This is a genomic window from Vibrio sp. V30_P3S12P165 (assembly GCF_009904905.1).
Lineage (GTDB): Bacteria > Pseudomonadota > Gammaproteobacteria > Enterobacterales > Vibrionaceae > Vibrio > Vibrio fujianensis.
The window spans coordinates 32,631-58,795 of sequence record NZ_WXWH01000024.1 but is presented as its reverse complement, the minus strand read 5'-3'; the positions used below and the strand labels follow the sequence as shown (position 1 = coordinate 58,795).

Genomic DNA, 26,165 nt, shown 5'->3' with positions numbered 1-26,165 from the left:
ATCCTCCATCGAGTGGCGGGTATTATTACGTTTGTCGCGGTCGGTATTTTGCTATGGTTATTATCCCTTTCCTTATCCTCTCCGGTTGGATTTATGGAGGCGAGTGAAATCGTCAGCGGTTTCTTCGTTAAATTTATCCTCTGGGGCATCTTAACCGCGTTGGCCTACCATATTATTGGCGGTATCCGTCACTTGATCATGGATTTAGGTTATTTTGAAGAACTAGATACCGGTTCTATGACAGCCAAAGCATCCATGGTCATGACGGTGATTTTCTCGTTATTAGCGGGGGTGTGGTTATGGTAAAACATGTCTCTTCATTAGGACGCAATGGTGTTCACGATTTCTTGTTAATTCGAGCGACGGCGATCATTTTAACCTTATACACCATCTATATGGTGAGTTTTTGCGCATTCACTGACCTCTCATATTTATCTTGGACACAATTCTTTGGCAGTACACTGACTAAAGTATTTACCATGCTGGCCCTGGTTTGCATTCTTATCCATGGCTGGATTGGTTTATGGCAAGTGATTACCGACTATATTAAGTGCTCAAAATTGCGTGGCGTACTGCAACTTGTCGTGATCGTGACCTTATTAGGCTACTTTTTTTCTGGATTATTTGTACTGTGGGGTGTGTAAGTGACTATTCCTGTTCGTGAGTTTGATGCCGTTGTGATTGGCGCAGGTGGTGCAGGGATGCGTGCTGCACTACAAATATCAGAGCAAGGTTTAACCTGTGCTTTACTTTCTAAAGTTTTTCCAACCCGCTCTCATACTGTCTCAGCTCAAGGTGGTATTACCGTGGCGTTGGGTAACTCACATAAAGATAACTGGCAGTGGCATATGTACGACACTGTGAAAGGTTCAGACTACATTGGTGATCAAAACGCCATTGAGTACATGTGTAAAAATGGCCCAGAATCCGTGATTGAGCTAGAGCGAATGGGGCTGCCTTTTTCTCGTTTTGACGATGGGAGTATTTACCAACGTCCATTTGGGGGGCAATCGAAAGAGTTTGGTGGTGAACAGGCGGCCCGTACTGCGGCCGCGGCTGACCGAACTGGCCACGCTTTGCTGCATACGCTTTATCAGCAAAACATTAAACACAAAACTACGATTTTTTCAGAATGGTACGCACTTGACTTAGTCAAAAATCAAGATGGTGCGGTACTCGGCTGCACTGCCTTGTGTATGGAAACCGGAGAAATCTGTTACTTTAAATCTAAGGCGACCATTCTGGCAACCGGTGGTGCTGGGCGAATTTATGCCTCAACCACTAACGCACACATTAATACGGGTGATGGTGTCGGAATGGCACTGCGAGCCGGTGTTCCGATGCAAGATATGGAAATGTGGCAGTTCCATCCAACAGGGATTGCAGGGGCTGGTGTCTTAGTCACAGAAGGTTGTCGTGGTGAAGGTGGCTATCTACTCAACAAAGATGGTGAGCGTTTTATGGAGCGTTATGCGCCCAATGCGAAAGACCTTGCTGGACGCGATGTCGTTGCGCGCTCAATGATGATCGAAATTCGAGAGGGACGAGGTTGTGATGGCCCATGGGGGCCTCATATCAAGCTTAAACTCGATCACTTAGGTAAAGAGGTGTTGGAGTCCCGTTTGCCCGGCATTTGTGAGTTGTCTCGTACTTTTGCCCATGTTGACCCCGTTAAAGAGCCGATTCCCGTTATTCCAACCTGTCATTATATGATGGGAGGAGTGCCGACTCAGGTTTCAGGACAAGCCTTAAAACAAGATGCAGCAGGCAAAGATATTGAAGTGCAAGGTTTGTTTGCTTGTGGAGAAATTGCTTCTGTTTCGGTTCATGGGGCAAACCGTCTAGGAGGAAACTCACTGCTTGACCTTGTGGTGTTTGGACGTGCAACGGGATTACATCTTGGCGAAACATTGGCAGCACAAGCTGAAGCTCGCCCTGCTACTCAATCCGATATTGAAGCTTCTTTGGCTCGAACTATGCGTTGGGAAACGAGTCAAGGTGGTGAAGATCCCGTTCAAATCCGTAAAGATCTTCAAAGCTGTATGCAAAATAGTTTTTCCGTTTTCCGTGAAGGGGAAGCCATGGCAACCGGGCTTGAAGAACTGAAAGTGATTCGAGATCGTCTCAACAACGCTCATTTAGCGGATAAATCAAAAGAATTTAATACGCAGCGTATTGAATGTTTAGAGCTAGACAACTTAATGGAAACGGCATTTTCCACCGCCGTCGCGGCGAATTATCGGACAGAGAGCCGTGGAGCCCATGCTCGTTTTGACTATCCTGATCGTGATGATGCAAACTGGTTATGTCATTCTGTTTATAATCCGGAAACTGAACAGATGAGCAAACGTGATGTAAATATGTCACCGGTTCATCGCGAAGCTTTTCCGCCGAAAATTCGTACGTACTAAGGGAGGAATAACGAATGAAACTGAACTTCTCTTTGTATCGCTACAATCCGGATGTCGATAAAAAGCCTTATATGAAAGACTATCTACTTGAAGTCGAAGAAGGCTCGGATATGATGGTGTTGGATGCACTGATTTTATTGAAAGAGCAAGATCCAACCATTGCGTTTCGTCGTTCATGTCGTGAGGGAGTGTGTGGCTCTGATGGCTTAAATATGAACGGTAAAAATGGGTTAGCCTGTATTACACCATTATCCAGCTTGAAAGGGAGCAAAATCGTTATTCGCCCTTTACCTGGTTTACCGGTTGTACGTGATTTAATCGTTGATATGACGCAGTTCTATGATAATTACGCAAAAGTGAAGCCGTTTTTGATTTCAGATGGCGAATTACCACCATCACGGGAGCATTTACAGCTACCGGAAGATCGTGAGCATCTCGATGGTTTGTACGAATGTATCATGTGTGCTTGTTGTTCTACTTCTTGCCCTTCTTTCTGGTGGAATCCGGATAAATTTATAGGGCCAGCAGGCTTATTAGCCGCTTACCGGTGGCTAATTGATAGCCGTGATACGGCAACGGATGAGCGTTTATCAAATCTTGACGATGCATTTAGCGTTTTTCGTTGCCATGGCATTATGAATTGTGTAAGTGTTTGTCCTAAAGGATTAAACCCAACAAAAGCGATTGGCCATATTAAATCGATGTTGGTGAATCGCTCGGTTTAGATGAAAAAATTGCAGGCCTTCGGGCCTGCCTTTGTAGCTCGGCGTAAGACCGAAGCAAATGTGAAAACTACTGGTTAAGGGAAAATAATGCACAACGGCGTGATGAAGGCATGGCTCGAGTCTTCACACTTGGCTGGCGCCAATGCAACGTATGTAGAAGATCTCTACGAACTGTATCTAAGTGATCCCGATCTGGTAAGTGAGGAGTGGAAACGTGTTTTTGAAGGTTTGCCTGCGCAGCCTGATCATGTGGTTGAACAACCCCATTCGCGTATCCGTGATTACTTCCGACGACTCGCTCAAGAGACAAAGCATTACAGTGTCCAAGTTAGTGATCCTGAAGTCGATGCAAAGCAAGTAAAAGTTCTGCAGCTAATTAATGCGTACCGCTTTCGCGGACATGAAGCCGCTCAACTCGATCCTCTGGGTTTATGGAAACGCCCACCGGTGGCGGAACTCGCCCCCTCGTTCCACAACCTAACTGAAGATGACATGGAAGAAACGTTCAACGTCGGCTCTTTTGCCGTTGGCGCGGACACCATGAAGTTGAAAGATATCTATCAATCGTTAAATAAAATTTATTGTGGTTCGATCGGTGCAGAATACATGCACATGACGGATACAGAGCAAAAACGTTGGATTCAACAGCGTTTGGAACCAGTATTAGGAACCCCCTCTTTTACCCTCGATGAAAAACGAACTTTTCTCGATGAATTAACCGCTGCGGAAGGGTTGGAGCGTTATCTTGGTGCGAAATTCCCTGGAGCAAAACGTTTTTCTTTGGAAGGGGGAGACGCCTTAATTCCGATGACGAAAGAATTGATTCGTCATGCTGGTAAAAGTGGTATGCGAGAAGTGGTGATCGGCATGGCTCACCGCGGACGCTTAAATATGCTCGTTAACGTATTGGGTAAAAAACCGCAGGATCTGTTTGACGAATTCGCCGGTAAGCATGGTGAATCATGGGGAACGGGAGATGTAAAATATCACCAAGGTTTTTCGGCTGATTTTGCCACAGAAGGCGGTGATGTTCATTTGGCTTTAGCCTTTAACCCCTCACATTTAGAAATTGTAAACCCAGTGGTAATGGGGTCGGTTCGTGCTCGACAGGATCGTTTAGGTGATTCCGAAGGGAGTCGAGTTCTGCCAATTACCATTCATGGTGATTCTGCGGTGACTGGGCAAGGGGTGGTTGCTGAAACTTTTAATATGTCACAGGCTCGAGGCTATTGTGTCGGTGGAACGGTTCGAATTGTTATTAATAACCAAGTCGGATTTACCACCTCAAATCCTCGTGATACCCGTTCAACCATGTACTGTACTGATATCGCTAAGATGGTCCAGGCTCCGATTTTCCATGTGAACTCTGATGATCCAGAGGCGGTTGCATTTGTGACTCGTATGGCCTTGGATTATCGTAATGAGTTCAAACGCGATGTGGTGATTGAACTGGTGTGCTATCGCCGCCATGGTCATAACGAAGCGGATGAACCGAACGCCACGCAACCTTTGATGTATCAAAAAATCAAAAAACATCCAACGCCTCGTAAGCTCTATGCCGATGTCTTGATTGAACGTAATGAAAGCGATATCGAAACGGCCACCCAACTGGTCAATGAATACCGTGACGCATTAGATCATGGTGAAGTGGTGGTTAAAGAGTGGCGACCGATGACGATGCACTCAGTCGATTGGTCACCTTATATTGGGCATGATTGGAATGAAGCTTGGGACAATGAATTCTCACTCGAGCGTTTACAAGAACTAGGCCAGAAAATTTGCCAATATCCTGAAAGTCATAAATTACAAAGTCGAGTAGAAAAGATCTACCACGATCGGATGTCGATGGTGTTGGGTGAAAAAATGCTCGATTGGGGGATGGCTGAAACATTAGCGTATGCAACATTAGTGGATGATGGGCAACGTATTCGTATCTCCGGACAAGACTCAGGGCGTGGTACTTTTTTCCATCGCCACTCGGTCTTACATAACCAAGCTGATGCGAGTACCTATATTCCATTAGCGAATATTCATGATAAACAAGGTCCCTTTGAAGTCATTGACTCGGTATTGTCTGAAGAAGCCGTGTTGGCCTTTGAGTATGGCTACGCGACGGCAGAACCAGGCGGGTTAACCATTTGGGAAGCCCAGTTTGGCGATTTTGCCAATGGTGCTCAGGTAGTTATCGACCAATTTATTTCATCGGGCGAGCAAAAGTGGGCTCGTTTATGTGGCCTGACCATGCTGCTCCCTCATGGATATGAAGGCCAAGGCCCAGAGCATTCATCGGCGCGTTTAGAACGCTACTTGCAGCTTTGTGCAGAACAAAATATGCAGGTTGTGGTGCCTTCAACGCCAGCACAGGTCTATCACATGCTGCGTCGTCAAGTGGTACGTAAAATGCGTCGACCTTTGATTGTTATGTCACCGAAGTCTCTGTTGCGTCATCCACTTTGTGTATCGAGTATGCAAGACATTGCGCAAGGGACTTTTTTACCGGCTATTGGTGAGTTGGATAACCTTGAGCCAGCTAACGTCAAGCGAGTTGTTTTCTGTTCGGGTAAAGTGTACTACGACCTACTTGAACAGCGTCGAAATAATAACCAAGAAGATGTGGCAATTGTTCGCATTGAACAGCTTTATCCTTTCCCCCTTGAAGAAGTACAAGCCGCGATTGCACCATATTCGAATGTGGTTGATTACGTATGGTGTCAAGAAGAGCCACAAAATCAAGGGGCTTGGTATTGTAGCCAACATAACTTCCGCGCTGCGATTCCTGTTGGAGCAGAGCTTAAATATGCGGGTCGACCAGCTTCTGCATCACCGGCCGTCGGTTATATGTCGGTTCATATGAAACAACAAAAAGCGTTAGTTGAAGACGCTTTGACCCTAGCTTAAGAACTAGAAGTAAAAGGAAGAGACAGATTATGACAGTTGAAATTCTGGTTCCAGATTTACCTGAATCAGTTGCAGATGCAACCGTAGCGACATGGCACAAACAACCGGGAGATGCGGTCGATCGAGATGAAGTGATTGTTGAGATCGAAACGGATAAAGTGGTGTTAGAAGTTCCAGCTCCTGAAGCAGGTATGTTGGAAGCCATTTTAGAACAAGAAGGCGCGACCGTTTTGTCTAAGCAACTCTTAGCTCGGCTTAAACCGGGTGCGGTTGCAGGTGAACCAACACAAGATAGTACGGCAGCGACAGAACCGTCTCCCGATAAACGTCACAAAGCCGTTCTCACCGAAGAAACCAATGACGCGTTAAGTCCAGCGGTTCGTCGTTTATTAGCAGAGCACAGTTTACAGCCCTCACAGGTGAAAGGCTCCGGTGTCGGTGGACGCATTACTCGGGAAGACGTCGAAGCATACCTAGCCACCCAACAAGCACAGCCAGAAGTTGAACAAACGTCGACAGTTGCACCCGTGGCAGCACGTAGTGAGAAACGAGTACCGATGACTCGTTTACGCAAACGTATTGCTGAACGTTTATTAGAAGCGAAAAATAGCACAGCGATGTTGACGACGTTTAACGAAGTCAATATGAAGCCTATCATGCAACTGCGTAAACAATATCAAGATCGGTTTGAGAAGAAGCATGGCATTCGTTTAGGTTTCATGTCTTTCTATGTTAAAGCGGTAACCGAAGCACTGAAGCGTTATCCTGAAGTTAACGCTTCGCTTGATGGGGATGATATCGTTTACCACAATTTCTTCGACATCAGTATTGCAGTCTCAACACCGCGGGGTTTAGTGACACCGGTATTGCGGGACTGTGACACGTTAGGCCTTGCTCAGATCGAGAAAGGGATTAAAGAGTTAGCCGAGAAAGGGCGTGATGGTAAGTTAACGGTGGATGAACTGATTGGCGGAAATTTCACCATCACAAATGGCGGAGTTTTCGGTTCTTTAATGTCAACACCTATCATTAACCCACCGCAAGCGGCGATTTTAGGAATGCATAAAATCCAAGATCGAGCCATGGTGGTGGATGGTCAGATTGAAATCTTACCCATGATGTATTTGGCATTATCTTATGATCACCGATTAATTGATGGTCGAGAGTCAGTCGGCTTCCTCGTCACGGTGAAAGAGTTACTGGAAGATCCAGCACGCCTATTATTGGATGTATAAAATTTAGACGTGATGAACGTTTAAGTACGGGGCCGGATCTGCTCAACATCCGGCCATATTGATAAGCCATTTGGCTAGTCATTGAGAGTACCCCTACAGACGTACAGCTCAACAAAGCGTTGGGCTATATGGAATAAAAATATACAAATGGAATAACACAATGAATTTGCATGAATATCAAGCCAAACAGCTGTTTGCAGAATTCGGTTTGCCTGTCCCGGAAGGCTATGCCTGTGATACCCCGCAAGAAGCTTTTGAAGCGGCAGGGCGCATTAGTACCGTTAAGAAGGTCGTGAAATGTCAGGTTCATGCTGGCGGTCGTGGCAAAGCAGGCGGTGTTGAACTGCATGAAAGCAAAGAGGGTGTGAAAGAGTTTGCCCAAAAATGGTTAGGAAAAAATCTCGTGACCTACCAAACTGATGCAAATGGGCAACCGGTTTCAAAAATTTTAGTCGAAGAAGCGTCAAATATTGCCAATGAACTCTATTTAGGGGCTGTAGTTGACCGAGCTACCCGTCGTATCGTCTTTATGGCTTCGACTGAAGGTGGGGTTGAAATTGAAAAAGTGGCACAAGAAACACCAGAGCTGATTCATAAAGCGGCGATTGACCCTCTCGTTGGCCCTCAAGCCTATCAAGGCCGAGAACTCGCATTTAAACTTGGTCTACAAGGTGAGCAGATTAAACAGTTTGTCAAAATCTTTATGGGGTTAGGACACATGTTTACTCAATATGATCTTGCTCTGTTAGAAATTAACCCACTTGTCGTGACTGCAGAGGGGAATCTACTCTGTTTGGATGGCAAAATTAATATCGATTCAAATGCGCTGTATCGTCAGCCTAAACTGCGTGAAATGCATGATTCCTCTCAGGAGGATGCGCGTGAAGCGCACGCTGCGCAATGGGAGCTTAACTATGTTGCTCTTGACGGAAATGTCGGCTGTATGGTGAATGGTGCCGGCCTTGCTATGGGGACGATGGATATTGTTAACCTGCATGGTGGAAAACCTGCAAACTTTCTTGATGTGGGCGGTGGTGCGACCAAAGAGCGTGTGGCAGAAGCATTCAAGATCATTTTGTCGGACGATAATGTAAAAGCAGTATTAGTTAATATTTTTGGTGGCATTGTTCGCTGTGACATGATTGCTGAAGGGATCATCGGCGCGGTGAAAGAAGTCGGTGTTGAAGTTCCTGTGGTGGTTCGCCTTGAAGGAACCAATGCAGAAATTGGCCGTGAGGTATTAGCAAAATCAGGTTTAGATATTATCGCCGCTGAGTCATTGACAGACGCAGCGAAGAAGGTCGTTGCTGCTGCGGAGGGCAAATAATAATGTCAGTATTAATTAATAAAGAGACCAAAGTTATTTGTCAGGGATTTACTGGTGGTCAAGGAACATTCCATTCTGAACAATCCATTGCTTATGGTACCCAAATGGTAGGAGGCGTTTCTCCTGGTAAAGGCGGAATCACCCACCTAGGTTTACCTGTGTTTAATACTGTACGAGAAGCCGTTGAAGCAACAGGCGCGACGGCATCGGTGATCTATGTTCCAGCCCCGTTCTGTAAGGATGCGATTTTAGAAGCGATTGATGCAGGTATTCAGTTAATTGTGACTATCACGGAAGGTATTCCGACGATTGACATGATTGATGTCAAAGTAAAGCTAGAAGAAACCGGCGTACGTATGATTGGCCCAAACTGTCCGGGAGTGATTACTCCGGACGAGTGCAAAATTGGCATTATGCCGGGCCATATTCATAAGAAAGGTAAAGTTGGGATCGTATCTCGCTCGGGTACATTAACTTATGAAGCGGTGAAACAAACCACGGATGAAGGGTTTGGGCAATCTAGCTGTGTGGGAATTGGCGGCGATCCGATTCCAGGTTCGAACTTTATTGATATTTTAAAACTATTCCAAGCCGATCCTGAAACCGAAGCTATTGTAATGATTGGTGAAATAGGCGGAACCGCTGAAGAAGAAGCAGCAGCCTTCATTAAAGAGAATGTGACTAAGCCAGTCGTTTCATATATTGCCGGTGTAACCGCGCCTCCGGGTAAGCGAATGGGGCACGCGGGAGCGATTATTTCTGGCGGTAAAGGGACGGCAGATGAGAAATTTGCCGCGCTTGAATCGGCCGGCGTTAAAACGGTGAAAAGTTTGGCCGAAATAGGTCAAGCTTTACGCGAAGTGACTGGTTGGTAAGGGGCATATCCTTCTGACTTGAAGCCGCTTGGGTGTTGGCCACGTTCGTTCACCCCAATCACATCGCCTGTCTAGGCTCATGGGGATGATGAGAGCCACCGAAGTTTGGTGGCTCTTTTTATAGCGATTAGCGCTGGTTAATAAACTGACTTAACATAAACATTATCGCGGCACTGACGACCACTGATGGCCCGGCAGGGGTATCAAATTGCCAAGAGAGAGAAAGCCCAGTTAAGACGCAGACAATACCAATCAAAGAGGCGATGATCGCCATTTGCTCAGGTGTTTTTGCCATACGTCTTGCCGTCGCCGCAGGAATAATCATTAACGATGTCATGATCAATGCGCCGACAAACTTCATGCCAACCGCAATAACTACGCCGATCAGCAGCATCAAGACCAAACGCATTAACTCAATATTAACCCCTTCAACACTGGCAAGCTCTTCATTGACGCTACTCGAAAGCAAGGGACGCCAGAAAAGATAAACCACAATACTGACTGCAATGACGCCACTCCAGATAAACCAGAGATCCATCGGACTTACCGCAAGTAAATCACCAAATAAATAACCCATAAGATCAATTCGTACATTATCGAGAAAACTGACCGCAATCAGGCCAAGTGATAGAGAGCTGTGAGCTAAAATGCCGAGTAATGTATCGGTTGCAATCAGTTTTTGTCTTTGCATGGTGACTAAAATGATAGCAAGCCCTAAACAACAAATAAGTAAAGCGAAGTAAAGATTAATGTCGAGTAAAAAACCAAGAGCAAGGCCAAGTAAGGAGGCATGTGCGAGAGTATCGCCAAAGTAGGCCATTCGACGCCAAACGACAAACGAACCGAGTGGGCCTGCTATAATTGCAATTCCGATACCGGCAGCGATAGAGGGTAATAAAAACTCAATCATGGTGATGGTGACCGTGTGAATGATGGGAACAAACTTGAGCCTCGCCTTTTACTGGCTGGCCCGCTAAATCATGGTGATGTTGGTGATTATGTTGATAAAAGGCCAGCGTTTCGCGGCTACGGTGGCCAAATAATGCAAGATAGCTTGGGTGTTGTGAAATATCTGCAGGAGAGCCAGAACAACAAATATGGTGATGTAAACAAATCACTTCATCAGTTTTTGCCATCACTAAGTGTAAGTCATGGGAAACCATAAAAACGGCACAATGGAAACGAAGACGAATCGCATCGATTAAATCATAAAGATCGATTTGTCCTTGCACATCGACACCTTGAGCCGGTTCATCTAGCACTAAAATATCTGGCCGCTGTAATAATGCACGAGCAAGCAGTACCCGCTGATTTTCACCACCCGATAATTTATGCATGTCACTATGGTTAAGGTGCTCCGCACCAACTAAGAGCAACGCTTCATTGAGCTCTTGCGGACTGTATTTACCAGCAAGGCGAAGAAAACGATTCACACTCAACGGTAAGGTATCATTGAGCTTGAGTTTTTGAGGAACATAGCCGATTTTGATGTTTTTTTCTCGCCAGATTGAACCTGAGTCTTGCTGATGTAAGCCCAGTAAAACTCGGACTAGGGTGGATTTCCCTGCGCCATTCGGGCCGATTAACGTTGTAATTTTGCCGCGAGAAAGCGACAGGTTGATGTTGTCTAGAACTCGGCGCTGATTGAAATCAACACAGATGTCATGCAATTCAATTAGCGTTGACATGAAAGAAACTCATTTGCAATTAAGTGATGTTATAATGTAACATTTCGAATCAACGAACGCTACCAGCAGGAAATTGTATCATGTTATCTAGATTGACATTGATTGTTATATTAACCGCATTACCTTCTATGGTGTGGGCAAGCGATATTTTGACCAGTATAAAACCAATCCAAATGATCACTCAGGAGCTAACCGTGCAAATGAGCACGCCGGATGTGCTTGTCTCCGCCAATGCTTCGCCACACGATTATGCGCTTCGGCCTTCTGACGTAAAGCGGATTCGTCAAGCCGATTTGGTCATTTGGTTTGGTCCTGATCTGGAGCCATTTCTTGAAAAATCGCTCAGTCAACACCGCAATGTATTGACCTTAAGTGAGATTCCTAACTTAGCATTACGAGCTTATCGTGAAGAGGCATCACATCATCATGAGGGACATCATCATGGAACCCATGATCCGCATTTCTGGCTTGGTGTGGAACAAGTCAAAACGGTAGCACACGCTATAGCGGAGCGTCTCAGTGATACCGACCCCGAGAATAGTAAAACCTACCAAGATAATTTAGCACAATTTTTGGTGAAGTTAGATAAGACGGATAAAGCCATCACTCAGCAGTTAACTTCGGTCAGCCGTAAGCCTTATTACGTGTTTCATGATGCGTATGCCTATTTTGAGGAGCGGTATGGGCTGAATAATATTGGCCATTTTACTGTGAGCCCAGATCGTAAGCCTGGTGCAAAAACATTAATTAATATTCGTAATGACTTAGCTCATCATCGTGCTGTCTGTGTGTTTTCTGAGCCTCAATTTCAACCTGCAGTGATTGAAACCGTAGTTCGAGGCAGTCAAGCCAATATTGGTATTTTAGATCCATTGGGGGCTGAGACTGCGGTACAAATGGGAAGCTATTTTACATTTCTTGAGCAATTAGCGAATAGTTTTTATACCTGTTTATCGCAATAGTTGAGTGGCAACGGCAACCAAGGCTCAGAGTGATTCTTTTATGCCTGAATCACTTAAACTTGTGATTTGTGTGTACCGTTTCCCCCTTGTTGAGGGGGCTTTTGAGGGCCGGCTTACTTTGCTCGTGTTGGCAAAGTAAGCCGGCCGTTATTGCGAATCATTTCAAAAGCAATACGTCACATCACAGATTTTTCAATTATTCCTACCTAATTCAACTCATTTAGCTAAAATACGCTACAGTTGTTTATCTCAATACTCCCCGCTAATTCATGTTTAACCGCCTTGATTTATTCACATCCAAACGCGAGAGTTTGCAAGGTTAATCGGTCGATGTATTATTTAATTCGCCTTGGAAAATAACGATATAAACAAGGGGGGGGCGTGTGTTTCATCTATCGGTTAAAGGAATGACTTTGTACCGCTTATTATCCGTTGCCTTTTTAATGCTAGGGCTATTCTTGCCAGCTATGCAGGCGTTCAGTTCGACTCCCTTAACCTTTTATTCCCTACCCACGTTATCACAGGGAAGAGTATTTGTTGCGCAAAACTTATTCCCAGGGGATGAAGGGGGGATTTGGATTCATGATACCGATGGAAAAGTGGTTTTTTTTGATGGGCAAACCATACTACCGAGGCGAGGTTCTGCTTTACCGAAAAATTATCAACACTTAACCTATTTACAAGGTGCATTTTGGACCTTTGTCGATAATGAACTTTATCGTACTTATCCGGGAAGAGAGTCGGAAAGAGTATTGGTTCTGACACCGGGGGTCACGATTAAGAATATTGGTACGTCTAGTGGGTATCTTTGGTTAACCGATGATCAGTTTTTCTATACTTACCGTATTGCTGATGGTGAATTGCAAACTTTTTCATTAAGTAAACTTTATCAACTTAATCAAGCAAGCCAAATTATAATTAATGATGCGGTGAAAATACGAACTCGGTGGGTTTTAGCGACCAATGTGGGGACTTACTTATCGACAGATAAGCAATTTACTCATATCACTCAGTCTGGAAAACATACTATCAAAAAACTGTTATTTTCAGCGCACAGAAACCACTTACTGGTTGGTACACATCGCGGGGCATTGTTGATTGACCTAGACAATCCAAGCAAGGTGTTAAAAAGAATTGGTGAATCGTCAGTGTCTAGCATGATTGAAACCAACGATGGCTATTGGGTGGGGACAGACAGTGGACTTCGTATCTATTCGTTGTCTAGAGATGAAATTAGCGATTTTTCGGAAATAAAACACACAAGTTATGGCTTGCCAGATGGGAAAGTTTACGCTTTAGCGCATGACCAATATCAAGGGATCTGGATAGCCACTCAGCAAGGCGTCCGTTACGTTTCACTTTTTAGTCAGATGTTGACTCGTTATTTTCCGAATCAATCTTCTGATATACCCACAAACTCCGCGGTAAAAAAAATACAGTATTTGAATCAATCAAACCGCTATTTCTTAATAAATCAAGACGGTCTTTTTTTGCTTGATCCGAACAATAAAAGCCAAAATCGTTTGATTCATAAAGGAGGGGTTAATGATATTGAGCAAATCGGTCAAGTGCTTTGGATCGCTAGCGACGATGGAGTATCTTATTATCCGTTATCGTCGGATCATCGTGCTTTGTTACCCCCAATTCCTCAAACATTAAGAAGCCACAAAACTGATTTTTTAGCGGTTGATCAACATGGCATCTTATGGGGAATTTCGACCGATTGCCTTTGGTCTTACAATCCGAACAATCATCGTTATATTGACTATAGCCAAGAATGGTTAGCAGCACAGGATTCATCACTCAAATTAACTTGGTTACACACCAGCTCAAGGTATGGGCTGTTAATAGGTAGTGAGCAAGGGGTATATCAGTTTAATAATGATAAAATCATCTATTACAAAGATAGTGCTTCTTATGGTAGTACTATCCAAGTTGTGGAAGCAGAAGATGGCCGGCTTTGGTTTTTAACTGAATTTGAGGTTTTTCATTTTCAACCGCTTCAGCACTTGGTGCGTACGCTGCCTTTAATCGAAGAGAATTTGCGCCTGAAATGTTTACTTTTAACTTCTCAAGGATTGTGGCTTTCTTCATCAAAAGGATTAACCCTTTACCACTTCGATGGTTCAGTAAAAAAACATATCGGCTCTCCTTATGGCTTGATCAACAATGAATTTCAAACGAGAGCGTGTGCTGTTGGAGGCAAGGAGAGTAACGAAACGTTGCTATTTGCCGCTCGTGAAGGATTTGTTCATTTCCAAAGCCAACAGATCGCAGAGGCACCGATTCCACGCTTTCCTATTATATTGAGCCAAGTGAATATCGATCATCGTCTTGCTCATATTGGTGGCCTTGCGGGACAAACATTAAGTGTTGATTATGGAAAAGCGATCAGCTTTCATTTTGGTTCGTTTTCCCACCTTGGTAACAAATATATCGAGTTTCGACTCAATGAAGAGGAGTGGTATCCTTTTGAAGGGCCACATTTGACCCTCGATCACCTTTTTCCTGGTGATTATCATCTATCACTTCGAGATCAACACAACCCGGATCAGATCGCGACTTGGAGCTTTAAAGTCGTTGAACCTTGGTACTTGTCAGTTTTTGCCTTGATAAGTTACTTACTCTTTGCGATCGTCTTGATCCTGTTAGTGATTCATTGGCGTTCGAGAGTGATGTCGCGCTTGAACGACGATTTACGTCAACAAGTGGCATTAAAAACACGTCAAGCTCAACAACAAAGTAAATGGTTGATTCATCATAACCAACAGTTACGTAAGAAAATTCAGATTCGTCAGCTATGGTTTAAGCAGTGGTTACTAAAAAATCAATCGTTACTTAACCTGTTGGTAGAAAAGGCGGCAGCAAATCAATCTAATACGTTAATTGGTGTCGCGGAACGATTAAGTTATCATTTTAAGCAAATTAACGTGTTGAATGATGGTTGGGGAGCAAAGGGTATGTGCCAACCCCTTGGCCCAGTTTTAAAAACCATGCTCGAAGGTTGGAAACACGATTTTGAGCAAGCTGACATTAAAATTAGCTGTGATATTGATGAACAGCTGCCGAATATGTCTCTCAAACAACCAGGATTAGATAGCATATTCAATCTTATTTTTTCTGATGCATTAAATCGACTTCATCGGCATCAGACCTTGACAATTAAAGGAATACAACGAGGAAAAAGTGTCGTTGTGACTATCACGGATTTTGGTGAAGCACCGCAACAGTTAGCGCAGCAGAGGCTTATTTTAAATGAGCATAAGACACAAACATTAGACGATGTCATTCAGTTAACTGGAGGATATCTGCAGTTATTTTCTTCTTCCGAACGTAACTTAATTGAGTTAACTTGGCCTGCTCAGATTCAAACGGCAGAGCACAGTGCTGCCGAACTTCACTTAGCTTCTGATGTTTCTGAATCTCACTGGTTAAGTAAGTTGGAAAAGATTATTGGTGAACATTATTCCGACCCTGAATTTACCACATCTGTAGCAGCAGCTTTGATGTATGTGTCTGAGCGCAGTCTGCAGCGTCGTTTTAAAAATGCAACGGGCAAAACGTTTAAAGAATATCTCACTGAATACCGCCTCGATCAAGCTTGTCGCTTATTAATCAATGGCGAGAAAGTTTCTCAGGTCGCCTTTCTTTGTGGATTTAACGATCCCTCTTATTTTAGCCAACGCTTTAAGTCGCACTTTGGTCTCTCGCCATCCCAGTTTGCTGAGGATGACATTTCATCATCTTAACTCGGTAGGCAACAGGCTCTATACCCTTCCTACTTGAAGCTGCAGGGGGGGGGCTACGTTCTTTCACCCCAATCACATAGGCCTGTCTATGTGATTGGGGATTCACTCACTTGCCGCCTACCTGCAACTCCAAGTTGTTTGGATATAGATCATTAACAACCAGATCATTAACAATGATATCTCGTTTACCTTAGGGTGGGGGATTGTGTCGACAAAGTGGATAGATGAGACATGAAAAAAAAGATCGTGGTATAGCCGGGGGGACTATACCACGGGCGTCAATGACACCTTCGCTTGCTGCCGGAGTGATATGTGCAGTGCCATATCACCTCTGGAGTTCTATCGATGGGGACAATCCCCGTTGACAAAATCACTATAACCAAGCTGACTTTTTTTACTTATAAAATTAACGACAATATCACCTGATAAAAGCGACATTAATTTAATTTAACTATATCTATTTGTTTTTAAAGGTTTTTTATTATTTTCTTTTCAGCGGTCATTTCGTGGTCTGATGAGTTTGATAAGATTGATAAATAATTTGACGTTTTTAACGGAGGGGGTTTTAGCGAAAGTAACGAGAAAATTTACGCAATCTTTGATTTCACACAATGACTAACAGGATTTGTCGGCGTATTATTCTGGTTGGAAATAAAAATCCTTCTCATTTACAATGCGGTTTGTGTGGCGACCAATGAAACTATCAGAATTAAAAGTCGGTGAGTCAGGTCTCATCGTAGCGTTGAACGAATTATCGTTAGATATTCGTAAAAAATTGATGGTAATGGGTTTATTGCCCAATACCCAAGTAACATTAATCCGTCGAGCTCCGATGGGCGATCCACTTCAGATTCAAGTCAGGGGCGTGTCTATTGCCGTTCGAGAAAGCATTGCTTCAGCAGTGGAAGTGGAGAAAGCGTAATGGTATATCAAGTTTTAACTGTCGGTAATCCAAATAGTGGGAAAACCACACTATTTAATGGTCTAACCGGTGCTAAACAGCAAGTGGGTAACTGGGCAGGGGTGACGGTTGAAAAGAAAACCGGCCGTTATAGTCATGCTGGCAACCAGTTTCAAGTGACCGATTTACCCGGTATTTACGCCTTAGATAGCGGGAATGATAGCAATAGTATTGATGAGTCTATCGCTTCACGAGCCGTACTAACGCACCCGGCAGATTTGATCATTAATGTTGTTGATGTGACCTGCTTAGAGCGTAGCCTTTACATGACATTACAGTTACGCGAGTTAGGTCGTCCTATGGTGGTTGTGCTCAATAAAATGGATGCGTTAAAAAGAGCACGCCAAACCATTGATAGCAAAAAATTAGAGCAAATGCTGGGTTGCCCGGTGTTAGCCTTGTCGGCGAATAATAAGCATCAGGTACAACGTTTTAAAGAGCAGTTGCATAAAAAAATGCTTCAAGGTATCGCACTAAAACAGTTAGAACTGGATTATGGTGCAACGTTTGAGCAGGCCATTGCCGAGTTGGAGCCGATTTTTTCTGCACAAGAAGTGTCAGCTCGAGCTTTAGCTATTCGAGCTTTAGAGAATGATTTACTGGTGATTAATGAGCGTATAGAAGAAGAGCGTCAGTTAATTAATCGTGAGCAATTAAAATGTGAACTGGATATTGATTTACATGTCGCCGATGTGAAATACACATTTCTGCATCACTGCTGTCAACAAGTCCGTCGTAGTGAAGGAAAACTGAGCCATAGCTTTACCGAAAAAGTTGATAAGGTCATCTTAAATAAATGGGTCGGTGTTCCATTCTTTTTCGCAGTGATGTATCTGATGTTTATGTTCTCGATCAATATTGGCAGTGCCTTTATTGATTTCTTTGATATTGGTGTTGGGGCATTATTCGTTGATGGTGGCCATTATTTGTTTGATGAACATCTTCCTATTTGGCTAGTAACATTATTAGCGGATGGATTAGGCGGTGGGATTCAAACCGTTGCTACCTTTATTCCGGTGATTGCTTGCCTGTATCTCTTTCTTGCGCTGCTTGAAAGTTCGGGTTATATGTCGCGTGCAGCATTTGTACTCGATAAAGTCATGCAAAAAATAGGGCTACCTGGGAAAGCATTTGTCCCATTAGTGTTGGGATTTGGGTGTAATGTGCCAGCCATTATGGCCACTCGAACTTTAGATCAAGAACGAGAGCGGAAATTAGCGGCATCGATGGCCCCCTTTATGTCTTGTGGCGCACGTTTGCCTGTCTATGCGCTTTTTGCGGCGGCTTTCTTTCCTGAAAATGGACAAAATATTGTATTTGCACTTTATCTTTTGGGGATTGTTGCAGCGGTATTTACCGGATGGGTATTAAAGAAAACTCTATATCCAGGTTCAAGTGATAGTCTGCTGATGGAAATGCCAGATTATGAGCTACCTACTTTACAAAATGTGTTGATCAAGACATGGCAGAAATTGAAACGTTTTGTCTTGGGAGCGGGAAAAACCATCGTTATTGTGGTTACCATTCTCAGTTTCTTTAACTCGTTAGGTACAGACGGTAGTTTTGGCAATGAAGATAGTGATAAATCCGTCTTATCCAGTGCAGCTCAAGTGGTCACACCGATATTTGCCCCGATTGGGATTAATCAAGATAACTGGCCAGCAACAGTCGGTATTATTACTGGTATCTTTGCCAAAGAAGCGGTTGTTGGAACGTTAAATAACCTCTATAGCTCTGTTGATGAAGAAGATGCCGAATTTGATTTACTTGCCAGTTTGCAAGAAGCGGTGATGTCTATTCCTGAAAACTTAATGGGGCTTAATTTTGCGGATCCATTAGGTATTGAAGTTGGAGATCTCACGGATAATGATGCGATCGCTGAAGAACAAGAAGTGGATGCCTCTATTTTTGGTAATCTACAAAACTATTTTGTCAGCAGCTATGCTGCATTCTCGTACTTAATATTCATTTTGTTGTATACCCCATGTGTGGCTGCAATGGGGGCTTATGTACGAGAATTTGGTGCAAAATATGCCCGCTTTATTGCTGTCTGGACGATGGGGCTCGCTTATGGAGCGGCGGCACTGTTTTACCAGGCTGCCCATTTCAATGATCATCCAGTGAGTAGTGGGGGTTGGATTTTGGGAATTGTGTTGACGTCCGTTTTGGTGTTCCACTATATGAAACGTCTAGGGCGTAAACATCAGACTCTTGAGGTACAACTGGCATGATTTTATCTGAGCTAAAGCAAACAATTGAACAGCAAGGATCGGCGACCCGCAAAGATCTCGCCCATCGTTTTGCTTTGAGCGAAGATGGTGTCGATGCAATGCTTGCCGTCTGGGTCAAAAAAGGAGTGATTACTCGTTTGATTGATACTAATGCTGCAAATTATGTCACCCGTGTTCGTTACTGTCTGACTCGTGAGAACGGTTTGCCACTTACGGTAACGATGTGATTGAAGCGACTACTGACCTGTCAACAGGTTGTCTCGTTTAGTGGTTTCGATTTCGATGAGTAAAAAAAGAGTCGCTATAAGCGGCTCTTTTTTTATGATTAGACCTAAATATCTTAGATGATGTGGCGCTTTATTCATTTACCGTTCAGGTGAGAACAGCGTGCTCAAGGATAAAATGGCCCGTAATTTTTGTAACATGTGATGTTGTTCTTGACTGCTACGCTGTATGCCTTGGGTATTGCCCCAAATCGGTCCAGGCCAAGCACAGTCTGTGGCAAAACGAGCAATATGATGAACATGCAATTGAGGAACAATATTACCCAACGCGCCTAAGTTGAGTTTATCTGGTTGGAACAGGGCTTCGAGCGCTTGGCTGATGGCTTGTGATTCAAGTAAGAATTGCTGTTGCTCTTGCATTGATAAGTGGTGGAGTTCTTTGAGTTGGTTTTTTTTGGGCACCAATATCACCCAAGGTGCGGCTGAATCTTTATGAAGCAAAGCAAGGCAGAGAGGAAATTGACCAATAATATCAGTATCTTGTTCTAGCTGAGGGTGGAGTTTAAATGTCATATCTCGAATCCATAAACGCTGAATAATAAGAGTATATCGCTAATACTTAAAAAGATCTGTCACCGTGTTTCGCTGCATGAATAAAAAAAAGTTGGCCATATGACCAACCTTTTTCTCTAAAGCGCAGCGATTACATCCGCTCTAACGTCTCAATACCTAACAGATCTAAACCTTGTTTAATGGTTTTAGCCGTGAGGGCGGCCAATTTTAAGCGGCTTTGTTTAATTGCTTCTTCATGGGCAACCAAAATTGGGCATGCTTCATAGAAGCTAGAAAATTGACCCGCCAATTCGAATAAGTAGCTACACATTATATGTGGCTGACCTTCACGAGCCACGGCTTGAACGGCTTCTTCAAACTGAAGCAATTTAGCGATCAAGGCTTTTTCTTTTTCCTCACCCACGATGATTTTGCCAGTGAGATTCTCCATCGCAACGCCTGCTTTAGCGAAAATAGAGGCTACTCGAGTATAAGCATACTGCATATAAGGCGCGGTATTGCCTTCAAAGGCGAGCATATTATCCCAGTCAAAGATGTAATCGGTGGTACGATGCTTTGACAAGTCGGCGTACTTCACGGCTGCCATCGCAACAGTGGTGGATATTTGTGCTTTTTCTTCGTTAGAAAGCTCTGGATTTTTTGCTTCAATTAAGGCTAATGCGCGATCTTCTGCTTCATCTAAAAGTGAAGCGAGACGAACGGTTCCACCGGCACGAGTTTTAAATGGCCGACCGTCTTTTCCTAGCATCATCCCAAAGGCATGGTGCTCAAGACTGACCGTTTCGGGTACATACCCCGCTTTACGAACGATGGTCCAAGCTTGCATCAAGTGTTGATGCTGACGTGAATCAATAAAATATAAAACGCGATCAGCTCCTAATTGCTCATAGCGATATTTAGCACAGGCAATATCGGTGGTGGTATAGAGGAATCCACCGTCGCGTTTTTGGATAATGACGCCCATAGGCTCACCATCTTTGTTTTTAAACTCATCTAAAAAGACCACTTGTGCGCCATCATCCTCTTGCGCTAATCCTTTTTGTTTGAGGTCGGCAACAATGCCAGCCAGCATATCGTTATACATGCTTTCACCCATCACATTATCACGAGTGAGGGAAACGTTCAGGCGGTCATAGTTACGTTGATTTTGGATCATGGTCACGTCGACCAGTTTTTTCCACATGTCTAAGCAAAATGCATCACCGCTTTGTAGTTTTACCACATAGTTACGCGCTTTTTCAGCAAATGCTTCATCTTCATCGTACAGCTTTTTGGATTCACGGTAGAACGCTTCAAGATCAGCCAACTCCATGGAGACTTCGCCAGATTGCTGTTGGACTCGCTCAAGGTTAGCGATGAGCATACCAAACTGCGTGCCCCAGTCACCAATATGGTTAGCCCGAATCACGTTATGGCCGAGAAACTCAAGGGTACGGACGACAGCATCACCAATAATCGTAGAGCGCAAGTGCCCTACGTGCATTTCTTTAGCAACGTTGGGAGCCGAATAGTCAACCACAATGGTTTTTGGAGTGTCTTGGGTCACGCCTAAAGCGGCATCGACTAAAGCCAGTTCTGCTTGCTGTGCAAGAAATGACTCACACAGGAAAATATTAATAAAACCTGGGCCAGCGATTTCAGTTTTGCTCGCAATACCGTCTAAATCCAGAACGTCTAGAACTTTTTGTGCGAACTCTCGAGGATTCATGCCGAGTTTTTTGGCCGCGCCCATCACGCCATTTGCTTGATAGTCGCCAAATTGTGGTTTTGCGGATTGGCGTACCGCAGCAGGAGTCCCTGCCGGAGCGCCAGCGGCTTCAAGAGCCTGAGAGACTTTATCATTAATCAGTGCTTGAATATTCACACGCGTGTCCTTCAATTCCGAGAATTGGTGAGGTATGCATTAATGTCACACAAAAAAGGTGTGAATGCATATCTTGATCTTGTTCATAAATTAGCGGACATAATAACAATATTATGAAATCGCTTATAGAGTGAAAATTAGGAATTTTTCCACTTTCCAATGTAATGTTGGTAGCATGGTAGGTAAATTTGTTTTTTAGGTGACCAATATGTGTTGTGCATTGATGGAATCTGGCCTTCATCCTCAGCAAATGAAAAATCAATTACATGATTTCATGCTCAAAGTTCAGCAGCTTTGTCAGCATTTACAGATCGATCTCTCGCCCTTTTTATTGGATCACATTGCATTGAGAATCAATGACAGGTCATTAGCCGAAGCGGCACATCAAGCATGGTTGACGCAAGGAAGCGTTGTTTCTGAGGCTGAAATTCATGGGCGGCCCATTATAGTGTTTTCCTTAAGCCAGCCTTTGCGCAGTCAAGGTTGGTCAATTGATTGCTTAGAGCTACCTTATCCGGCCAAGGGAAAGGTCTATCCTCAGCAAGGATGGGAACACGTCGAGTTTGTTGTTCCATCTTTAGCTGAAAGTGCAGAGGCATATCAACAAGATATTTTGCGCCAATTTCCATCATTGGCGAAGCAGTGGCAGCAATTGACTGAATTGGGGATTAAAACCAAACTTTCTTCGCCTCAAGGAAAGGGGGAGCGCCTGAGTAATCCTACCTTGGCGTTTAAATGGCAAGGTGTTTGTATAAAATTGCATCCTCATCGCTTAATGTCGATTATTCAATCAGAATGCTAACCTAAATCGTATGCTTTCGGGCGACTCTGAAATTGTGTGACTGATTCAATATTTTCTCCAAGTGTCAGTGACGGATGCTCGCGATGTGCATTACCTTGAGTATGCATAATTAAGCGATTGGCGGTTCTTGGTTTCAGCGTTTTGACAATAAAACGGATCATATCTGAGCGTTGAAGTTGCTTGAGCTCTTCCAGTACTTGTTCTCGCTGATCAAATGTTTGATCTTTATTGCCAATGGCAACCCATAAGCGCTGTGCTTTACTTCTTAATGTCGTATCCGGAGCGGCAATCTGATTCCATAACCCCCGTTTACTGCTGTGCCATTGATATTCATTTAATTCCAGCAATACCATGTAAAAGGCATTGAGAAATTCATCAATCGAACGGATCAATTCAGCAGGCGCAGCATTGGGAGATTGGACATACAAAACAATGCCAGGGTGACGATTGAGGGGCATATTTCCAGTACCGACCATATAACCGAGTTGCTGCTTGGTGCGTATTTCATGAAAGAATGTAGCTGACATTAAATGATTAGCTAGAGAATAAAGCGCTATCGTTCGCGGAGTGACTTGTTGAGATTGATAGTACACTACGATCGCTGAATCATCTTGATTGCAATTCATACCGTATTGGAATGTCCCACTCTCCCCAAGCATAACCAATGGTCGCAGTGATTCCTGATAAGATTGGTCTTTCACTCTTAAGGCATCTTTGAGCACTTCAGCCATCGCTTGTGCATCTTGCTGTTGCCAATCGCCGTAGACAAACATCTCGACATGGAGTTGAGTGAGAATTTGTTCGACAAAAGGTGCCAGTTCTTGACGTTCAATCGTTTCTAGCGCAGTCAGGAGTTCACTATAGGGAGGATTGTTTGGTTGTAATAAGCCTGTCAACGCATTAAATAGTTGCGATATTGGACGATCATGTGCCGCATTGCGCCAGTTTCTCTGTAATTGGTGTTTAACCGTTTGAAAACGATGTTCATTGAACTGACGTGTCGCAAACTTATCTAAAATCATTTTCATCAGTTGCGGCTGTTTTTGGCTAAAGCCGGACAGTGACAAGGTAACGCCACCTTGATGAGCGTACATGTTGTAGCTCATTCCAGCAATTTCAGCTTGATAGGTTTCTTGTGCTAAGCCTTCAAGAAACATCTCTACACATAAACGAGTCATGACAATATTACGAATATTTGCAACCGAATGTGGGCTATCAATCGCGATATAAATAACCCCTTTAGGCACCCTGAATTCGGTTTCTTGCAGATGCCATAAACGAAAACCGGGTAATTCTTGTATGATTTGTGGTTGCTGAGAGCAAGACTCTAAAGGTTTGGGTTCTAACTGTTCGCAAATGAAAATATTTTTGGGTGGTAAACGCAATGGCCAGCGATTACCGGGTGAATCCCATTGTTTGAGTTGCTGTGCGTTCCATTTTTGGACCGAGTATGGGGTGTTATACCATTGAGCTTTACGATGGTAATGTAAACCTTGAGCGACCAAAGTGGCACGTAAATTTTTAGGTGTTAAATACGTTAAAATCTTCCGCAACAGAGTTTCATCATAAGCTTGCATCATGTAGTCACCATAGATGATGTCTGCGGAGGCGTAATGCTGCATATTAATGACGAGGTGGCTCACTATATCTAAAGGCCGAGCATTTTCTTGAAAACGAAATGCGGCTTCAAGAACCGCTCTTTTTTCCATATATCGCCATTCATTAAGCCCTTGTTGACAAATGAGCTCTATCGTTTGAAACACAGCTTGGATAATCTCTTCAATATGTGCCAAACCCAGTTCTGTTAATGTACAACTGATGGAAAACTCACGATAATTACTGCCACTGGTTCCCCCCCCAGCAGAAAGCGATGTGATCCAATCTTGTGCTTTAAGCGCGATTAATAAACTGCCTTTGCCTTCATAGCCTAATAAATGAGCAAGATAAGAAAGAGGTTTGCGCTGATAATAAGCGTCGGTACTGGGCATGGGAAAGCTTAAGATGAGTTTGCGAATTTCTTTTAGCGGTTCAACATAAATCAAAAGGCCAGTGTGCTCTTCAGTAACGAACGGAGGCTCAATCTTTTTATTGGCTTGCTGTTTATTGATGATATTGCTGAATTTATCTATCACCCATGTTTCTAGCTCATCCAGTGGCTGTGGGCCTAACAGCGTGAGAGTCATAATATCAGCAGAGTAGTGGTTTTGATAAAAAGTGATGATTTCGTCGCGGATCGAGCCCCCTTGCCGATCGGCTAAGGTTGTTAGGTTCCCCACCGAAAATTTAGCAAACGGATGCGCTGGATTGATCGTTTCTTTTTGCACTTGATACAGGCGACGCGAGTCATCATTTAGCTTTAGCTTAAATTCAGAATCGACGGCTTGGCGTTCTTTATCCAAAGCCTCAGCATTAAATAGAGGGGCAATAAAAAACTGGCTAAATCGATCCAGTGCTTTTTCAAACAGATTGGCTGAAATATCAAAGAAAAAGCAGCTATGTTCTGTCCCAGTCCAAGCATTATTACTGCCGCCATGTTGACTAATAAATGCTTGAAAATCACCTGGCTTTGGGTATTTTTGGGTGCCAAGAAATAACATGTGCTCTAAGTAGTGTGCCAGCCCTTGCCGCTCGATAGGATCATCAAAATGTCCGACTTTAACCGCCAAAGCTGCGGCAGATTTTTGTGCATGGTCATCATGGATCAACAGCACCCGCAAACCATTCTTTAAAGTTAGATTGCGATAGCGATTGGTATCATTAGGGCTAATATGCACAAATTTCTCCGAACTGATAATTGAAGGGAAGAGCCGATCGAGTGTCAAAAATATCTCATTCGTGAGCTGTATGATAACCAAGAAATAACAATAAAGCTCAACACTACGCGTTGGAACGGTAACTGATACTAGTATGGGACTGAAATCAGGTGATGCCAATTGAGCAGTATGAATTTTTTGAGCAAATGAGCATTTTGAACACAGAAAAGTCTTTTAAACAGATTGTTATCTCAATCGAGGTCTTTGTATTTTATGCTGCTATAATCGTGGCTAATTGTGCCTAAATTGGCGAAGAAACCTGATTCTGATTGCTTAAAGTATAAGTCGTCATCAATCCTGTAGATTAGGTAAAGAGAATGAAAATAGTGATTATGCGCCATGGTGAAGCTCACCACTATGCAGCAAGCGATGCAGAACGTGCGTTAACCGATCGGGGTCGTAATGAATCGATCGCGGTTGCTCGTGTATGTGCTGAGCAGCAAAACCTGCATCAGTTTGATAAGGTGTTGCTGAGTCCTTATTTACGGGCCCAGCAAACATGGCAAGCGATTTCATGCTATTTTTCTGCCACTCGGGTGGAAACTTGTGACGATATTACGCCTTATGGACAAGCCGAGGCGGTATTCGATTACTTAGCAGCATTGATTGAAACGGAGCAATTAGAGAGTATTTTACTCGTCTCCCATCTTCCTTTGGTGGCCTATCTTAGCGCGGAATTTGTCGCTAACCTGCCTGCGCCTATGTTTCCAACCTCCGGCATTATATGTATTGAATACTCGCCATCGTCTCAGCAGGGACAAGTTCAGTGGAATGTGCATCCGTAACTGATAGAAAATAAAATTGCAAGTGATAAAAAACTGCCCTTA

General features: G+C 43.7%; 20 protein-coding genes. 15 read left to right on the top strand and 5 right to left on the bottom strand.

The annotated features are described in order from the left end of the window. The 8 genes from sdhC to sucD form a co-directional block, all read left to right on the top strand. The coding region (sdhC, locus tag CAG57_RS05350) for a succinate dehydrogenase, cytochrome b556 subunit (protein WP_161439502.1) at positions 1 to 306 on the top strand (306 nt) is incomplete at its 5' end. Further along, complete coding sequence (sdhD, locus tag CAG57_RS05345) at positions 300 to 644, top strand: succinate dehydrogenase, hydrophobic membrane anchor protein (protein WP_099611490.1); 345 nt, start codon at positions 300 to 302, stop codon at positions 642 to 644. The genes sdhC and sdhD, both read left to right, overlap by 7 nt. Beyond that, positions 645 to 2,411: a succinate dehydrogenase flavoprotein subunit gene (gene sdhA / locus CAG57_RS05340; protein ID WP_161428423.1), complete on the top strand. Its 1,767-nt coding sequence runs from the start codon at positions 645 to 647 to the stop codon at positions 2,409 to 2,411. It begins immediately after the preceding gene. Between the two features lie 14 nt (positions 2,412 to 2,425). Beyond that, positions 2,426 to 3,136: a succinate dehydrogenase iron-sulfur subunit gene (locus CAG57_RS05335; protein ID WP_099611488.1), complete on the top strand. Its 711-nt coding sequence runs from the start codon at positions 2,426 to 2,428 to the stop codon at positions 3,134 to 3,136. Positions 3,137 to 3,223: 87 nt separating this feature from the next. Next, the gene (gene sucA, locus CAG57_RS05330) at positions 3,224 to 6,034 is read left to right on the top strand and encodes a 2-oxoglutarate dehydrogenase E1 component (protein ID WP_161428422.1); all 2,811 of its coding nucleotides are present in this window, start codon (positions 3,224 to 3,226) and stop codon (positions 6,032 to 6,034) included. Positions 6,035 to 6,063: 29 nt separating this feature from the next. After that, positions 6,064 to 7,269: a 2-oxoglutarate dehydrogenase complex dihydrolipoyllysine-residue succinyltransferase gene (odhB, locus tag CAG57_RS05325; RefSeq protein ID WP_161428421.1), complete on the top strand. Its 1,206-nt coding sequence runs from the start codon at positions 6,064 to 6,066 to the stop codon at positions 7,267 to 7,269. Positions 7,270 to 7,429: 160 nt separating this feature from the next. Beyond that, the gene (sucC, locus tag CAG57_RS05320) at positions 7,430 to 8,596 is read left to right on the top strand and encodes an ADP-forming succinate--CoA ligase subunit beta (RefSeq protein WP_099611485.1); all 1,167 of its coding nucleotides are present in this window, start codon (positions 7,430 to 7,432) and stop codon (positions 8,594 to 8,596) included. Between the two features lie 2 nt (positions 8,597 to 8,598). After that, positions 8,599 to 9,471: a succinate--CoA ligase subunit alpha gene (sucD, locus tag CAG57_RS05315; protein WP_161428420.1), complete on the top strand. Its 873-nt coding sequence runs from the start codon at positions 8,599 to 8,601 to the stop codon at positions 9,469 to 9,471. 127 nt (positions 9,472 to 9,598) lie between these two features. Here the strand turns inward: sucD and znuB are convergent, their stop codons facing one another. Both znuB and znuC read right to left on the bottom strand, forming a co-directional pair. Continuing rightward, positions 9,599 to 10,381: a zinc ABC transporter permease subunit ZnuB gene (znuB, locus tag CAG57_RS05310; RefSeq protein ID WP_099611484.1), complete on the bottom strand. Its 783-nt coding sequence runs from the start codon at positions 10,379 to 10,381 to the stop codon at positions 9,599 to 9,601. Then, complete coding sequence (gene znuC / locus CAG57_RS05305) at positions 10,374 to 11,159, bottom strand: zinc ABC transporter ATP-binding protein ZnuC (protein WP_099611483.1); 786 nt, start codon at positions 11,157 to 11,159, stop codon at positions 10,374 to 10,376. Before znuC ends, znuB begins: the two co-directional genes overlap by 8 nt. Positions 11,160 to 11,239: 80 nt before the next feature. Here znuC and znuA point away from each other — a divergent pair, with 80 nt between their 5' ends. From znuA to CAG57_RS05280, 5 genes are all read left to right on the top strand, one after another. Continuing rightward, positions 11,240 to 12,121: a zinc ABC transporter substrate-binding protein ZnuA gene (znuA, locus tag CAG57_RS05300; RefSeq protein ID WP_099611482.1), complete on the top strand. Its 882-nt coding sequence runs from the start codon at positions 11,240 to 11,242 to the stop codon at positions 12,119 to 12,121. Between the two features lie 383 nt (positions 12,122 to 12,504). Then, a complete protein-coding gene (locus CAG57_RS16235; protein WP_161434025.1) occupies positions 12,505 to 15,870 on the top strand; it encodes a helix-turn-helix domain-containing protein in 3,366 nt (1,121 codons plus the stop codon). A gap of 694 nt (positions 15,871 to 16,564) precedes the next feature. Then, complete coding sequence (locus CAG57_RS05290; protein ID WP_099611480.1) at positions 16,565 to 16,792, top strand: FeoA family protein; 228 nt, start codon at positions 16,565 to 16,567, stop codon at positions 16,790 to 16,792. Continuing rightward, positions 16,792 to 19,062, top strand: coding sequence for a Fe(2+) transporter permease subunit FeoB (gene feoB / locus CAG57_RS05285; protein WP_161427361.1), 2,271 nt, complete (start codon positions 16,792 to 16,794; stop codon positions 19,060 to 19,062). The genes CAG57_RS05290 and feoB overlap by 1 nt, the downstream gene beginning before the upstream one ends. Further along, complete coding sequence (locus CAG57_RS05280) at positions 19,059 to 19,289, top strand: FeoC-like transcriptional regulator (RefSeq protein WP_099611479.1); 231 nt, start codon at positions 19,059 to 19,061, stop codon at positions 19,287 to 19,289. Before feoB ends, CAG57_RS05280 begins: the two co-directional genes overlap by 4 nt. Positions 19,290 to 19,427: 138 nt before the next feature. Here CAG57_RS05280 and CAG57_RS05275 read toward each other — a convergent pair whose 3' ends face one another. Further along, a complete protein-coding gene (locus CAG57_RS05275; protein WP_161427360.1) occupies positions 19,428 to 19,859 on the bottom strand; it encodes an HIT family protein in 432 nt (143 codons plus the stop codon). Between the two features lie 130 nt (positions 19,860 to 19,989). Then, positions 19,990 to 21,723, bottom strand: a complete 1,734-nt coding sequence (gene argS, locus CAG57_RS05270) for an arginine--tRNA ligase (protein ID WP_161427359.1) — start codon at positions 21,721 to 21,723, stop codon at positions 19,990 to 19,992. 208 nt (positions 21,724 to 21,931) lie between these two features. On the opposite strand from argS, the gene CAG57_RS05265 reads away from it, so the two are divergent. Then, positions 21,932 to 22,525, top strand: coding sequence for a VOC family protein (locus CAG57_RS05265; protein ID WP_161427358.1), 594 nt, complete (start codon positions 21,932 to 21,934; stop codon positions 22,523 to 22,525). On the opposite strand, the gene CAG57_RS05260 is transcribed toward CAG57_RS05265, so the two are convergent. Further along, positions 22,522 to 25,299: an insulinase family protein gene (locus CAG57_RS05260; RefSeq protein WP_161427357.1), complete on the bottom strand. Its 2,778-nt coding sequence runs from the start codon at positions 25,297 to 25,299 to the stop codon at positions 22,522 to 22,524. The two genes, CAG57_RS05265 and CAG57_RS05260, sit on opposite strands and share 4 nt — an antisense overlap. Before the next feature lie 356 nt (positions 25,300 to 25,655). On the opposite strand from CAG57_RS05260, the gene sixA reads away from it, so the two are divergent. Beyond that, positions 25,656 to 26,123 carry a phosphohistidine phosphatase SixA gene (gene sixA, locus CAG57_RS05255; protein WP_099611474.1) on the top strand — a complete coding sequence of 156 codons (468 nt, stop codon included), beginning with the start codon at positions 25,656 to 25,658 and terminating at the stop codon, positions 26,121 to 26,123. Positions 26,124 to 26,165: the final 42 nt, after the last annotated feature.

Coding starts and splice junctions, on each gene's coding strand:
- znuC (WP_099611483.1), bottom strand. CDS start 11,159: ATGTCAACGCTAATTGAATTGCATGACATCTGTGTTGATTTCAATCAG.
- odhB (WP_161428421.1), top strand. CDS start 6,064: ATGACAGTTGAAATTCTGGTTCCAGATTTACCTGAATCAGTTGCAGAT.
- sixA (WP_099611474.1), top strand. CDS start 25,656: ATGAAAATAGTGATTATGCGCCATGGTGAAGCTCACCACTATGCAGCA.
- sucA (WP_161428422.1), top strand. CDS start 3,224: ATGCACAACGGCGTGATGAAGGCATGGCTCGAGTCTTCACACTTGGCT.
- znuB (WP_099611484.1), bottom strand. CDS start 10,381: ATGATTGAGTTTTTATTACCCTCTATCGCTGCCGGTATCGGAATTGCA.
- CAG57_RS05290 (WP_099611480.1), top strand. CDS start 16,565: ATGAAACTATCAGAATTAAAAGTCGGTGAGTCAGGTCTCATCGTAGCG.
- znuA (WP_099611482.1), top strand. CDS start 11,240: ATGTTATCTAGATTGACATTGATTGTTATATTAACCGCATTACCTTCT.
- CAG57_RS05280 (WP_099611479.1), top strand. CDS start 19,059: ATGATTTTATCTGAGCTAAAGCAAACAATTGAACAGCAAGGATCGGCG.
- CAG57_RS05275 (WP_161427360.1), bottom strand. CDS start 19,859: ATGACATTTAAACTCCACCCTCAGCTAGAACAAGATACTGATATTATT.
- CAG57_RS05265 (WP_161427358.1), top strand. CDS start 21,932: ATGTGTTGTGCATTGATGGAATCTGGCCTTCATCCTCAGCAAATGAAA.
- CAG57_RS05335 (WP_099611488.1), top strand. CDS start 2,426: ATGAAACTGAACTTCTCTTTGTATCGCTACAATCCGGATGTCGATAAA.
- feoB (WP_161427361.1), top strand. CDS start 16,792: ATGGTATATCAAGTTTTAACTGTCGGTAATCCAAATAGTGGGAAAACC.
- sucC (WP_099611485.1), top strand. CDS start 7,430: ATGAATTTGCATGAATATCAAGCCAAACAGCTGTTTGCAGAATTCGGT.
- sucD (WP_161428420.1), top strand. CDS start 8,599: ATGTCAGTATTAATTAATAAAGAGACCAAAGTTATTTGTCAGGGATTT.
- sdhD (WP_099611490.1), top strand. CDS start 300: ATGGTAAAACATGTCTCTTCATTAGGACGCAATGGTGTTCACGATTTC.